This is a genomic window from Onishia taeanensis, from assembly GCF_003268885.1.
Taxonomy (GTDB): Bacteria; Pseudomonadota; Gammaproteobacteria; order Pseudomonadales; family Halomonadaceae; genus Onishia; species Onishia taeanensis_A.
On sequence record NZ_QLSX01000015.1, the window covers coordinates 59,293 to 72,939 of the forward strand.

The 13,647-nt window shown below is 60.0% G+C and carries 13 protein-coding genes and 1 riboswitch; of the genes, 8 read left to right on the forward strand and 5 right to left on the reverse strand.

All coding sequences use genetic code 11. The annotated features are described in order from the left end of the window. Positions 1 to 12 precede the first annotated feature (12 nt). The 6 genes from BCL93_RS16245 (at position 13) to BCL93_RS16270 (ending at position 6,110) form a co-directional block, all read left to right on the forward strand. Positions 13 to 1,083: a microcin C ABC transporter permease YejB gene (locus BCL93_RS16245; RefSeq protein WP_112056352.1), complete on the forward strand. Its 1,071-nt coding sequence runs from the start codon at positions 13 to 15 to the stop codon at positions 1,081 to 1,083. Beyond that, positions 1,083 to 2,201, forward strand: a complete 1,119-nt coding sequence (locus tag BCL93_RS16250; protein WP_112056353.1) for an ABC transporter permease — start codon at positions 1,083 to 1,085, stop codon at positions 2,199 to 2,201. The genes BCL93_RS16245 and BCL93_RS16250 overlap by 1 nt, the downstream gene beginning before the upstream one ends. Beyond that, entirely contained in the window at positions 2,194 to 3,858 is a 1,665-nt protein-coding gene (locus BCL93_RS16255) for an ABC transporter ATP-binding protein (protein WP_112056355.1), read from the forward strand. Before BCL93_RS16250 ends, BCL93_RS16255 begins: the two co-directional genes overlap by 8 nt. A gap of 46 nt (positions 3,859 to 3,904) precedes the next feature. Beyond that, a riboswitch (TPP riboswitch) is annotated at positions 3,905 to 3,999 on the forward strand. A 41-nt stretch (positions 4,000 to 4,040) separates the two neighbouring features. After that, positions 4,041 to 4,841: a hydroxyethylthiazole kinase gene (gene thiM, locus BCL93_RS16260; RefSeq protein WP_112056357.1), complete on the forward strand. Its 801-nt coding sequence runs from the start codon at positions 4,041 to 4,043 to the stop codon at positions 4,839 to 4,841. After that, positions 4,834 to 5,475, forward strand: a complete 642-nt coding sequence (thiE, locus tag BCL93_RS16265; protein WP_112056359.1) for a thiamine phosphate synthase — start codon at positions 4,834 to 4,836, stop codon at positions 5,473 to 5,475. The genes thiM and thiE overlap by 8 nt, the downstream gene beginning before the upstream one ends. Positions 5,476 to 5,696: 221 nt before the next feature. Further along, positions 5,697 to 6,110 (forward strand): DUF4399 domain-containing protein, encoded by a 414-nt coding sequence (locus BCL93_RS16270; protein ID WP_258396678.1) that lies wholly within the window; start codon positions 5,697 to 5,699, stop codon positions 6,108 to 6,110. Positions 6,111 to 6,112: 2 nt separating this feature from the next. Here the strand turns inward: BCL93_RS16270 and BCL93_RS16275 are convergent, their stop codons facing one another. The 5 genes from BCL93_RS16275 to BCL93_RS16295 form a co-directional block, all read right to left on the reverse strand. Continuing rightward, positions 6,113 to 6,430: a hypothetical protein gene (locus BCL93_RS16275; RefSeq protein ID WP_146742508.1), complete on the reverse strand. Its 318-nt coding sequence runs from the start codon at positions 6,428 to 6,430 to the stop codon at positions 6,113 to 6,115. A 247-nt stretch (positions 6,431 to 6,677) separates the two neighbouring features. Then, entirely contained in the window at positions 6,678 to 7,772 is a 1,095-nt protein-coding gene (locus BCL93_RS16280) for a glycosyltransferase family 4 protein (RefSeq protein WP_258396680.1), read from the reverse strand. Between the two features lie 47 nt (positions 7,773 to 7,819). Further along, positions 7,820 to 9,166: a UDP-glucose dehydrogenase family protein gene (locus BCL93_RS16285; RefSeq protein ID WP_112056365.1), complete on the reverse strand. Its 1,347-nt coding sequence runs from the start codon at positions 9,164 to 9,166 to the stop codon at positions 7,820 to 7,822. 161 nt (positions 9,167 to 9,327) lie between these two features. Then, the gene (locus BCL93_RS16290) at positions 9,328 to 10,674 is read right to left on the reverse strand and encodes an O-antigen ligase family protein (protein WP_181463122.1); all 1,347 of its coding nucleotides are present in this window, start codon (positions 10,672 to 10,674) and stop codon (positions 9,328 to 9,330) included. A 37-nt stretch (positions 10,675 to 10,711) separates the two neighbouring features. Further along, complete coding sequence (locus BCL93_RS16295) at positions 10,712 to 11,719, reverse strand: NAD-dependent epimerase (RefSeq protein ID WP_112056368.1); 1,008 nt, start codon at positions 11,717 to 11,719, stop codon at positions 10,712 to 10,714. A 579-nt stretch (positions 11,720 to 12,298) separates the two neighbouring features. Here BCL93_RS16295 and BCL93_RS16300 point away from each other — a divergent pair. Then, the gene (locus BCL93_RS16300; RefSeq protein WP_112056370.1) at positions 12,299 to 13,324 is read left to right on the forward strand and encodes a polysaccharide biosynthesis protein; all 1,026 of its coding nucleotides are present in this window, start codon (positions 12,299 to 12,301) and stop codon (positions 13,322 to 13,324) included. Positions 13,325 to 13,422: 98 nt separating this feature from the next. Next, positions 13,423 to 13,647: transposase (locus tag BCL93_RS16305; RefSeq protein ID WP_181463123.1), on the forward strand; the 225-nt coding region annotated here is incomplete at its 3' end.

Consider the following 13,647-nt stretch of genomic DNA (forward strand, 5'->3'; position numbering starts at 1 on the left):
AAAGGACTCTTCGTGGCTTCCTATGTCCTTCGCCGCCTGCTGCTGATGATCCCTACCCTGCTGGGGATCCTGCTGCTCAACTTCATCATTGTGCAGGCTGCCCCTGGCGGCCCCATCGACCAGATGCTGGCACGCAGCCAGGGCCTGGACAGTTCGGCCAGCACCCGCCTCGATGGCGGCGGTGGCGATAGCGTCAAGGGCGAGTCCCGCGGCTCGCGGGGCGTCGAGGAGCGCTTCATCGCCCAGCTCGAGGAGCAATTCGGCTTCGACAAACCCGCTCATGAGCGGTTTTTCGACATGCTCCACGACTACGCCACCTTCGATTTCGGCGAGAGCTTCTTCCGCGACCGGCCGGTGGTCGACCTGATGGTCGAGCGCCTGCCGGTGTCGATATCGCTGGGGCTATGGACGACGCTGCTGGTCTATCTGATCTCGATCCCGCTGGGGGTGCGCAAGGCCCTGCGTCACGGCTCGCCCTTCGATGTCTGGACGTCAGGCCTGGTGATCGTCGGCTATGCCATTCCCGGCTTCCTGTTCGCGATCCTGCTGATCGTGCTCTTTGCCGGCGGCAGCTACTTCGATGTCTTCCCGCTGCGCGGCCTGACGTCACCGGACTTCGACACCCTTTCGGCCTGGGGCAAGGTCAAGGACTACTTCTGGCATATCTCGTTGCCGGTGCTGGCCTCGGCCATCGGCAGCTTCGCCACCCTGACCATGCTGACCAAGAACAGCTTCCTCGACGAGATTCACAAGCAGTACGTGCTGACCGCTCGAGCCAAGGGCGCCGGCGATCATCAGGTGCTCTACGGCCACGTCTTCCGCAACGCCATGCTGATCATCATCGCCGGGCTGCCCTCGGCGCTGATCGGCATCTTCTTCACCGGCTCACTGCTGATCGAGGTCATCTTCTCGCTCAACGGCCTCGGGCTGCTCGGCTTCGAGGCGGTGATGCAGCGTGATTACCCGGTGATCTTCGGCACCCTCTACCTTTACACGCTGATCGGCCTGGTGCTTAAACTGATCTCCGATTTGACCTACGTATGGGTCGACCCGCGCATCGACTTCGCAACGAGGGAGGCGTGATGCGCATCTTCACACGCTTTTATCAGTCCCTGTCGCCGATCACACGCCGCCGCCTGGCCGTTTTCCACGGCAACCGCCGGGCCCGGCTGTCGCTCTGGCTGTTTCTGTTCATGTTCATCTTGAGCCTCGGCGCCGAACTGATCGCCAATGACAAACCGCTGGTGATGCAGTATCAGGGCGACTGGTATGTGCCGCTGCTGGTCGACTATCCGGAGACCGAGTTCGGCGGTTTTCTGCCCACCGCCACCGACTACCGTGACCCCTATGTGCGCGAAGCCATCGAGGACGACGGCTGGATGCTGTGGCCACCGATCCCCTTCTCCTACCAGACGCTGGACATGGAGCTCACCCGGCCGGCACCTTCCTCGCCCGACGGGCGTCATTGGCTGGGTACCGACGACCAGGGCCGCGATGTGCTGGCGCGGGTGATCTATGGTTTTCGCCTGTCGGTGGTCTTCGCCCTGGTGCTGACCATTGGCTCGCTGACCCTGGGCGTGGTGATCGGCGGCGTACAGGGTTACTTTGGGGGCAAGGTCGATCTGATCGGCCAGCGGCTGATCGAGATCTGGTCGGGGCTGCCGGTGCTATTCCTGCTGATCATTCTGGCAAGTCTGGTGCAGCCCAATCTGTGGTGGCTGCTCGGCATCATGCTGCTGTTCTCCTGGCTGGGCCTGGTCGACGTGGTGCGCGCCGAGTTTCTACGCGCGCGCAACCTCGAATATGTGCGCGCCGCCAAGGCCATGGGCCTGCCCTCGCACCTGATCATGTGGCGTCATGTGCTGCCCAATGCCATGGTCGCCACCCTGACCTTTATCCCCTTCCTGTTCACTGGCGCCATCACCACTCTGACCGCTCTGGATTTCCTTGGCTTCGGCCTGCCGCCAGGCTCGCCGTCGCTTGGCGAACTGGTGGCCCAGGGCAAGAACAACCTGCAGGCGCCATGGCTCGGCATCACCGCTTTCGTGAGCCTGTCGCTGATGCTCTCGCTGCTGGTATTTATTGGCGAAGGGCTGCGCGATGCGTTCGATCCGCGCCATATCCAGACCAGCCCCAAGGCACCCGCCTCGACAACGTCTGCGACCACGCATGACGCCGCCAGGAGCACGGACGATGCCTGAAACGACGCCTAGAAACCCGTCACAAACCCAGTCACAGACACTGCCTGAAGCCGGGCTCCCGCACACTCATACCCGACCGCTGCTGCGTCTGGACGACCTGACCATCGACTTCGACGGCGAGAGGGTCGTGGATTCGCTGTCGCTGCATATCCATTCAGGCGAAGCGCTGGCCCTGGTCGGCGAATCCGGCTCAGGCAAGTCGGTCAGCGCTTTGGGGGCCATGAACCTGCTGCCTGACAATGCCAGCGTCACCGGGCAGCGCCAGCTTGGTGATACCGATCTGGCTACGCTGAAAAGGCGCGACTGGCAGGGCCTGCTTGGCAGTCGAGTTGGCTTCGTTTTTCAGGAGCCCATGACCTCGCTGAACCCGCTGCATACCGTCGAGAAACAGATCGGCGAGACCCTGCGCCTGCACCAGGGCCTCAGCGGCAAGGCCGCCCGCGCCAGGGCCAGGGAGCTGCTTATCCAGGTCAAGCTGCCTCGGCCGGACGAACTGCTGGATGCCTGGCCCCACCAGCTGTCAGGCGGCCAGCGCCAGCGAGTGATGATCGCCATGGCGATCGCCAATGAACCGGAGCTGCTGATCGCCGATGAGCCGACGACGGCACTCGATGTCACCGTGCAGCAGGATATCCTGGCCCTGCTCAGAGAGCTTCGCGAGCGCCACGGCATGGGCATGCTGCTGATCACCCATGACCTGAACCTGGTGCGCCGCCATGCCGATCGGGTCTGCGTGCTCTATCACGGTCGTGAGCAGGAAACCGGCCCGGTGGAACGCGTCTTTCGCGATCCGCAGAGCCACTACACCCGCACGCTACTGAATGCCGAGCCACAGGGCCGGCCACGCCCCATCGGCAGCCCCCCCGTGCTGATGGCGGCGAGAGCCTTACGGGTAGCCTTTTCGCGCCCCAAGCGCCTCTTCTCTCGGAACCCACCGCCCTTCGTGGCCGTGCGGCCGCTCGACCTGACCCTGCGCCGCGGCGAGACCCTAGGCATCGTCGGAGAGTCCGGTTCCGGCAAGACCACCTTAGCCATGGCGCTGCTTCGCCTGACGGCCAGTGATGGCGAAATCGACTTCGCCGGGGAGCGGCTGGATACGCTCAGCGGCAAGGCTTTGCGCCAGCAGCGCCGACGCTTCCAGATCGTCTTCCAGGACCCCTATGGCTCGCTGTCACCGCGCCTGCCGGTGGCCAAGATCATCAGCGAAGGGCTGCGTTTTCATCATCCCGAGCTCGATGATGCCGAAGTCGAACGGCGCGTCCAGGCGACGCTGCTCGAGGTCGGGCTGCCCGCCGACTGCGCCTCTCGCTATCCCCATGAGTTCTCCGGTGGTCAACGCCAGCGCATTGCCGTGGCCCGGGCCATCATTCTCGAGCCGGAGCTGGTCGTGCTCGATGAACCTACATCGGCGCTGGACCGTACCGTGCAGAAACAGCTGGTCGAGCTGCTCGGGGATTTGCAGGCCCGGCGCGGGCTGAGCTACCTGTTCATCAGCCATGACCTGGCCGTGGTGCGCGCCATGGCCCACCGGGTCATGGTGATGAAGGATGGCGACGTGGTCGAGGAAGGCTCAAGCGAGCAGGTGCTGGGCGCACCTCAAACGCCCTACACCCGGGCGCTGGTCGACGCCGCCGGCCTGACACCGACAACCGGCTGATTCGGGCTGGGCTTTACAGCCAGCCGATCGGCAGAGATAGTGTGCACACTGACGACAGGGGCGCCGGCACTCGCCGGCTGAGAGGCACCCTTCGAACCTGACCCGGATAATGCCGGCGGAGGGAGTCGTGTGGCGGGCGCGCCCAACGCCTGCCACACGATCGCCTCCGCTCAGGAGGCCCGATGACCACGATTGACCCCACTGCTCATCTGACGCGAGTCCGCGAGACGGCGCCGCTGATTCACAACATCACCAACTTCGTCGCCATGAATGCCATGGCCAATGTGCTGCTAGCTATCGGCGCGTCGCCGGCCATGGTGCATGCGCGAGAGGAAGCCGCCGAGTTCGCCGGACTGGCCCGCGCCCTGACCATCAATATCGGTACGCTGTCACCGCATTGGGTCGAGGCCATGCTCGAGGCTGCAAGCGCCGCCCGAGCGGCCGGCACGCCTTGGGTACTGGATCCGGTCGCGGTGGGTGCCACCGCCTATCGCCGCAAGACCGCCCGTCAGCTGATTGCCCTGTCACCCACGGTAATACGCGGCAATGCCTCCGAGATCATTGCCCTGGCCACCGAGAGCGCGAGTGGCCGAGGCGTCGACAGCACCGATGCCGCCGACAGCGCCCGCGACGCGGCCCTGCAACTGGCCGGGAAGACCGGCGCCGTGGTCGCCGTCACCGGCGAGCAGGATCTCGTCACCGACGGCGAGCGCCTGGTATGGGTCGAGGGCGGCCATCCGCTGATGCCCAAGGTCACAACCCTTGGCTGTTCGCTGACCGGGGTCGTCGCCGCCTTCATCGCCGAGGCCGAGGACCCCTTTGTGGCGACCGTCGCGGCCCTTGCCTGCTATGCTAGGGCCGGCGAACTGGCCGGCCAGGAAGCCAGAGGTCCCGGCAGCTTCTCGGTCGCCTTTCTCGACGCCCTCTATGGACTCGACGCGCCAGCGCTGGCGGATCGCCACCTGGAGATCCGCCATGTGTAATCACAGCCCATCCAAGGCATTCGACCTGTCCCTGTACCTTGTGACCGATGCCGCGCTTTGCGCAAAAGCAGGGCTCATCGATACCGTACTTGCCGCCGTGCGCGGCGGCGTGACGATGGTTCAGTTGCGCAACAAGACAGCAAGCGATGCTGAACTCATCGTGCAGGCCCGCCGGCTCATGGCCGCGCTTCACGGCACCGGCGTCCCGCTGATCATTAACGACCGCCTGGACGTCGCCATTGCCGCCGGCGCCGACGGCCTGCACATCGGCCAGGGGGACGGCGACGTGGCCGAAGCACGCCGGCAGCTGGGGCCCGATGCCATCCTGGGGCTCTCGGTCGAAAACAGCATCCAGCTCGCCGCTCTCGATCCGCAAGGACTGGATTACCTTGGCATAGGCCCGGTGTTCGCCACCGCTAGCAAGCAAGATCATGCGCCGCCGCTGGGCCTTGAAGGTCTCACCGAATTAGCGGCATCAAGCCCGCTGCCGACTGTCGCCATCGGCGGCTTGAACGCGAGCCATGTCGAGGCCATCCGACAATCGGGCGCTAATGGACTGGCGGTAATCTCCGCGATCTGCGGTCAACCCGATCCGCAAGCTGCTGCCACGGCATTTGGCCATCCGCTTTCATAGCCTGGCGAAGGCCACTGGCTCAACTCTCCCCTGAGCCCCGCGCCCTATGCCCTGCGTCCTGCGTCCTGCGGGTTTCCAACTTTGGATGTTTATCTTACTGAGCGAATACGGTGAAACCCCATCCTTTTCTCATGGAACGGCTACGCTGAGTGCAGGCAGAAACGCTGCCTAGCCTGGCGTGATACGTCAGGTCACCTAGACCGAAACTGGGAGACGCAGAAATGAAGATGCTGACGCAAAGTGCCGGCCGCTGGTTAACTGCGCTAGCGCTGACGATGCTCGCCATGCCGGCCATTGCCATGGAGGGAGTCGGTTTTGCGACGCCGGAGGACGGTGCCGAGGTATCGAATCCGGTACAGGTGGAAATGGAAGTCATGGGCATGCAGGTCAAGCCCGCGGGCACCATGGAGGAAGGCACCGGCCATCATCATCTGATCATTGATGCCGGGCCGGTGGCCAAGGGTGAGGTCATTCCTGCCGATGATAGCCATATCCACTTTGGCGGCGGCCAAACCAGCTACGAACTCAGCCTGCCACCGGGCGAACACACTCTGACGCTTCAATTCGCCGATGGCGAACACCAGTCTTATGGCCCTGACTGGTCAAGCACCATCACCGTAACCGTTGTCGAATAACCCTATTTAGGCTCACCATTGGATTCCCTGTCGGTGAGCCTGATTTCCTGCAGCGCGACATGGTGCTTCAAGGCCAGAAAAGCGACTTCATCACGACTTTCCTTCACCGCCAGACGATGGATCGCCAGTCGTCTTGGCAGGAAAAGCAGTTCCACCAGCCCCCAGGCGGCTCCGATGGCTGGCAGAACCCACCACCATTGCCAAGACCGCTCCAGGACAGCTTCCATTCCCCACACCGCTGCCGGAGACAATAGAGCCCCCAACATAAACTGATGGATACCAAGGAAACGGTTGCTTGAGATCATCTGACGTTGCAACAACTTAGGCGACCTGGCGGCAGGCAGCGAGGATAAGTTCATCTCGGGCATAAAGGATGGAAAACTATTCAGAGCAATGGGATGTGACCACCATGATCCTGCAGAAAACGCCCGAAGAAGGGACGAAAAGGAAGTACATTTGTAGGTAATTTCATTTACTTACAATAAACTACCTGGTCATAAACTTCCGCACCGCCTGACTTCGCCAGGCGACATCTTCGTCAGTCCCATCCTAATCGATTCATGCTTCTTACACCGCCTTCATGGCAAGCCGTTGCAGACTCTCCATGAGTTTTTCGCGCTGCGCGATGTAGGAGTATTGCTGAACGTAAGTGGCAAGCTCACTCCCCACGTCCGTCTCTTCTTGATCGAGCAGCAAACCAATCCGGTCTGCCCATTCGGCACTGGACGCCTCGTGATGCATCACCAAATCAGGATACGTATCCGCCAGCAGCTCGGATGCACCAACACGATCGGAAACCAGCACAGGCGTGGCGCAGGCCATGGCCTCCGCTACCACCAATCCAAACTCTTCGATGTGGGCTGGTAGAACGAACAAGTCCAGGGCGCCAAACACAGTCTCGACGTCAGGCATGGTCGAGCGCCAGATGATGCGCTCGGCGACTCCCGCATCCTGGGCCTGCTGCTGATATTCCGCCGCCTTGTCTTTTCCAACCACCAGGAAACGGTAGCGCCCCGGAGCTTGGCGTTGGAGTTCAGCTGCCATCTCGACGAAACCCCTGGCATTTCGCTTAGCGAAATTTCCCGAGGTGACGAGACCAATCAGCTTTTCATCCTTGGCCACGCCAAGTTCCTCGCGCATAGACGTTCGGTTGGCACGGGCTCGGTTCACATTGAACTGCTGAGGATCGTATCCCGGATAGCTAACCTCAATCTTGGCAGGGTCGATGCCATAGCGATGCGACAGCTCATTGCCCATCAACCGCGAATTGACGACCACTTGACGAAACTTCCCGCCACCGAGCACATGGTCATGTATCGAGGCGACTTCATGTTGTGCAGGAAGCTCCCGCCCGCGGATATATTGCTCGGCCAGGTGGACGCAGTTATGCAAATACAGGGTATCCGCCGTTTCGCAATCGCCATGGCTCAACAAGACGTCGGGGCGATTCCGGCGACACCAGGACTGCACGCGTCGATTGAACCAGAATCGCCGAAAAGCGCCCTTGAATGGCCAACGCCACAGCTTGACCAATGAAGCGCCGTGGCCCGCCACGGCCTCAGCATTGCCACGCTCGACCAGCAGTGATACCTCGAACCCCAAGTCATTGAGGAGTGTTGCCTGTGCCAGGGCAACGCGACTGGCACCCGTGGATTTTTCCACCTGCCGAATCGCGATTGCCGCCCGTCGAGCTCTGGAGCGCGCAGCACTCATGCCGAAGCAGAGGCCAGAGAGTCACCACGGCCGACGGCGTAGTACATCAGGCCCGCATCCTTGACGGCCTTCGGCGAGAAAAGGTTGCGCCCGTCGACCACCACCGGCATGGCGAGCTGAGCCTTGAGCCAGTCGAAGTCGAGAATGCGGAATTCCTTCCACTCGGTACAAATGACCAGCGCATCCGCGCCCTTCACGGCCTGAATGCGATCGGCTACCAGCACCAGGTCATCGCGATCCCCATAGATGCGCCGACATTCCTTCATGGCCTCCGGATCATAGGCCTGCACTCTGGCGCCGGCAGCCCACAGCGCTTCCATGACGTCGCGGCTCGGGGCATCGCGCATGTCATCGGTGTTGGGCTTGAAGGATAGCCCCCACAGGGCGATCGTCTTGCCCGCCAGGTCGCCGTCGAAGGCCTGATTAAGCTTGGCGAACAGGGTGCTCTTCTGGCGACGATTGACGTTCTCGACGGCATTGAGCAGTTCGGCCGGGTAGTCGACCTCGCTGGCGGTCCGCGCCAACGCCTGCACGTCCTTGGGGAAGCAGGAGCCGCCGTAACCACAGCCCGGATAGATGAAGTGATAGCCGATACGCGGATCGCTGCCGATGCCTTGGCGTACCTGTTCGACATCGGCACCCAGCCGCTCGGCCAGGTTGGCGATCTCATTCATGAAGCTGATCTTGGTGGCCAGCATAGCGTTGGCGGCGTACTTGGTTAGCTCGGCGGCCCGCACGTCCATGAACATCATCTTTTCATGGTTGCGGTTATAGGGCCCGTAGCACTCGCGCATCAGCTCTTTGACGCGCTCGGAATCGGTCCCGACCACGATGCGGGCGCCACCACTGAAGTCCTCGATGGCTGCGCCTTCCTTGAGGAATTCCGGGTTGGAGCAGACATCGAAGTCGATTTCCACGCCACGCTCGGCAAGCGTGCTGGCGACAGCGCCACGGACGCGGTCGGCGGTGCCTACCGGCACGGTGGACTTGTCGACGATGACCTTGTGCTCGTCCATGTGCTCGCCGATGGTCTTGGCCACCGCCAGCACGTACTTGAGGTCGGCGCTGCCGTCCTCGTCCGGCGGCGTGCCGACGGCGATGAACTGCAACTCGCCGTGTGCCACCGCGGCAGCTGGATCGGTGGTGAAACGCAGCCGCCCTGCCGCCACGTTGGCCGTCACCATGGACTCGAGACCCGGCTCGTAGATCGGAATCTCGCCCTCATGCAGGCGAGCAATCTTGTCGGCATCCACGTCCATGCAGATGACGTCATGCCCCACATCGGCCAGGCAGGTTCCGGTGACCAGGCCCACGTATCCTGTGCCGAAAATGGTGATTTTCATGTCGCTACTCCTGCCAATAAATAACCTGTAAGCCCCTGGCAACCCGCGCCTAACCGCTTACGCCCAGGCACATGCCGTTTCGGGCAGGGATGTTACACATGCAAAGGCAGAATGGGTATGGTGGCCGACCGCCAGCATGACGAGGACCATGATAATGGCACTCATCGCGGCTTGCCGACAAAAGCGTCGGCAACGTAACCCCGGCCGGCACGGCCACCTTCCTGGCATAGCGCACGCTGCTCTTCCCGCTTCAGAATTACCCAGCAACCGATACTCAGGCCAAGGTAACCGCTCAGGCCGTGCACATCTCGCAGCATGGATTGCGACAGCCCAAAGACAATGAACGCCAAGGGCGTCATCAAGCCCGCCATGGCCAAGACCCTCACCCCTGGAGAGCTGGCAGCAAGCCGTCGAGAGAACAGGTACAGAGGCACGCCATAAAGAAGTGCCAACCCCAAGAGCCCCAGCACACCCCTTCTAGCCGCCGTATCGATAATGTCGCTATGCAACTGATCATAGTAACTGACGCCGGGATGCAGGATATGGCTTGCCACCAAGGCATCACGGGCGGATTCCAGGCGACCCTCCCCCCATCCTGTCCACGGGCGCGCTGCGAAGAGCTGCAAACCGCCGCGCCACATCTCCAAACGAAGGCCGACTGACCCATCACGATCTTCACCCTGCCAGTATTTCTGGGCGTCTGCGACGGCAGCGACCAGGCGGTGACTGACTCCCGTTTCAGGAATAGCCACCAGCATGACAACCAAAAGTAGGACACCAGACCCAACATATCGCGCAACCGGCCGTGGGCGTTCTTTCCTGGGCATCTGGCGAAAGGCCACATAGAGCATCAACGCGAGTAATGGCACGGCCAACCAGCCGCCACGTGTGCCGGATAGCAACGATGCCAACAGACCAGCCATGCCGCCAGCCACAGCTAGCCAGAGACAGTAACGGCGAGAGGAGTGCTGAAGCTGAGGGAGCCGGTAAATCCACCAAAGTGTTGCCAGCCAGGAGAGAAAGCCGAGCAGCAAGGCCAGATTGCCAAACGGAATAGCATTCATGTCATTGCTGGCGCGTGAGTACAAAAGGATCAGTCTTTCAAACAGCGCAATCAGGCCTGCCGCCAAGGCACCGCTCGAAAGCCCCAGCCACCAATGACGCGCTGCCGGGCCATGAAAACGTAACCATACCAGCAAGACAGCGCCCAAAATGGGCCACAGCGGCAGCCCTATGCCATTCCCCGTGGCGGATTCCGGCCATTTAAGGGTCCGGACGATATCGCCTAGCCAACTGGCAGCGAAAGCCAGCAACGCCAGGCACCACAACCCGTCTTCCCAGTCCAGTCGTGGGGTTCCTGTCGTCACGGCTCCCGCTAACGCTGCCATCAGACACGCGCCCAGACACAGCAGTGGCACCAGCGCATACCCTCCGGGCACCACGATCAGCATCGCCAGAAAAGCAAACAATAGCCGGCTATTGAGCCGGTGCCACATCTCGGTGGTCATCGACCCCGCCTGCATTTATACATAGGGATGACACACGTCAAACCCGATGATAATCGCGATACCAGGCGACGAACCGCTTGGCCCCCTCCCAGACGTCTACTCGTGGCTGATAGCCGATCACTTGATAGAGCGCCTCGGTGTCGGCAAAGGTATGCGGCACATCACCAGGCTGCATGGGAAGAAAATTGCATTCGGCTCGCTTGCCGACCGCCCCTTCAAGCGCATGGATAAAATCCATCAATCTGACGGGGCTTCCATGCCCGATGTTGTAAAGGGCATAGGGGGCGCTACTGCTCTCCGGCCCGGCCGAAGAAGGGTGCCAGTCACTGTCACGCTGTGGCACAACCTCGACAATGCGCGCGATGCTTTCGACGATATCGTCGATGTAGGTGAAGTCACGTGACATATCCCCATGGTTGTAGACGTCGATCGGCCGCCCTTCCAGAATCGCTTTGGTGAACATGAACATCGCCATGTCCGGTCGTCCCCATGGCCCATAGACCGTGAAAAACCGTAAGCCCGTGGTGGGCAGGTCATAAAGATGGGAGTAGGTATGGGCCATCAGTTCGTTGGCCTTTTTGGTTGCCGCATAGAGACTGACCGGGTGGTCGACACTGTCCCGAGTAGAAAACGGTACCGTTTCGTTCATGCCATAGACTGAGCTGGATGAGGCATAAACGAGGTGCTTCACTCCATGATGTCGGCAGCACTCAAGCACATTGAGATACCCCATCAGGTTGGCATCGACATAGGCATGAGGATTGTCCAGCGAAAAGCGCACCCCTGCCTGGGCGGCGAGATGGATGACCCTGTCAAAGCCATGCTGTGAAAACAGTCCCGTCATGCCCTCCCGATCACAGAGGTCCAGTCTGACGAAATGGATATCCTCATACTCCGACAGGACATTCAGTCGTGCCTGCTTGAGCGATACATCATAATAATCATTGAGGTTATCGATCCCGACAATCTGGTGCCCCCTGCCGGAAAGCCGCCTGGCTAATGAAAAGCCAATGAAACCTGCCATGCCCGTGATCAAAAGCTTCATATCAATTTCCTGATGAGGAGCCTGAGAGCCCTACTAATGCTGTATGACAGACGTGTCCGATTCTGATCTAAGGGACCAACGTTCATCACCAAAAAACTGTCTGCTTACCACTTCAAACCACCCACGAGGTTAGACCACCTGCCAACTTTCCACCTTCCAACCTACCGCCCGCCAACCGAAAAAGAAGCCAGGCCGCGGTGACTAAGGTCATCAAACGATTAGTTTCATAATGCTTCAGGGTACTATCATAAAGCATGCGAACGCTCGCTGATAATTAAAAAAATGATACTTATGTCATTAACACTCTATTTCTTATCTCAACTTTCTCAGCCATCAATGGACTAGAAAAACCATCTTGGGAAGATTGCTTACGCCTTTTATCATATGACAACACAAGGTTACAGCACAACACAAAATAGCACGACGAATGTACGGCATGCAGCTAGAGACAGTCAAAAGTTGCTTTATACACAGAATGCAACGAAACAATTTATACAATAACTATAAAAAATAACTATAAAAAATGCGATTCAAGAAAAAAGAATAACCGCATATAAATACAGGGATAAGGGTGAAATAATGTGTAAATCAATTGATTACATTTTCAGGTTGCCTCGTGTATACAAGCGACTCATCCAGGTATTGGTTGACTCTACCTCCCTGACGCTGAGCTTTTTGTTGGCGATGCTGATAAAGTTCGAACATTGGGACAAGGTACTGGATAGGGAAACCTGGCTGGCATTCTTTATTACGCTCCCCGTCAGTATCTACTATTTCGTCAGACTAGGGTTTTATCGCGCAGTCATTCGATACATCAATCAACGCGCCCTAAAAACCATCGTGCAAGGACTGGTCGCTACGACGCTGACACTTATCGCCGTCAGTTTCGCAATGGGGACGCCATCTCCCATCACCATTTCCGTGGTCTTTTTCCTGCTGGCATTCGTGAGTATTGGCGGTATCCGTTACCTGCTTCGCTCAGCCTACAGAAGGGCAAGCATCAAGAACCGAACACGTGTCGTGATATACGGCGCCGGAGCCGCCGGGGCCCACCTGGTCAACTCACTGAAACATAGCGATCAACATGTCCCGGTGGCCTTCGTGGATGACTGGCGAGGTATGCATGGCACAAATGTCGAAGGACTAGAAGTGTACTCTCCGGCGCAGGTAGGCCAGCTTATCAATGACTACAGCGTAGAGCAGATCCTATTGGCGATTCCCAGCGCGACCAGGGCGAGGAGACGGGCCATCCTGAATGCTCTAGAGCCACTGATGATCCCCGTGCAAACCGTGCCGGGTACGGCCGACATCGTCGCCGGACGCGCGAGAATCAACGACATCCGCAATGTGACCGTCGAGGATCTGCTGGGACGCGATCCCGTGCCACCGCAGCCGTTACTGATGCAGGCCAACATCCTGGGCAAGGTCGTGATGGTGACTGGAGCAGGCGGCTCGATAGGTTCCGAGCTGAGCCGGCAGATTCTGCTACAGCAGCCGCGCCAGCTGCTGCTGCTGGATGTCTGTGAGTATGCCCTTTACCGGGTGGAGCAAGAAATCAAGGCACTTGCTGAACGCCATCATCTCGATATTTCCATCAACCCCTGATATTCACCGGGCAGCCCTGAAAATGAAGATGGCGGTTGGTATCCTGCTGATAAATCAGAAAGTTCCTGGCAGAACCTGATTCAGGAGGACCAACCGCCATGGGTGAAACCCTAACGACCTGGTCGCCGTCCTGCAACGGCTCCGTCAACGTCCAGCTCAGCGGCGAGCGTGCTACCAGCGACAGCGGTGCCTTGCTGCTGCGTGAAGCCCTCGATAACAGCGGCGTGATCGAGGCGCTGGAGGACAACCTGGTCGATCGACGCCACCCGCTGCGCATCCGTCATTCGCTGGCCAGTCAGCTGCGCACCCTGGTGCTTCAGCGG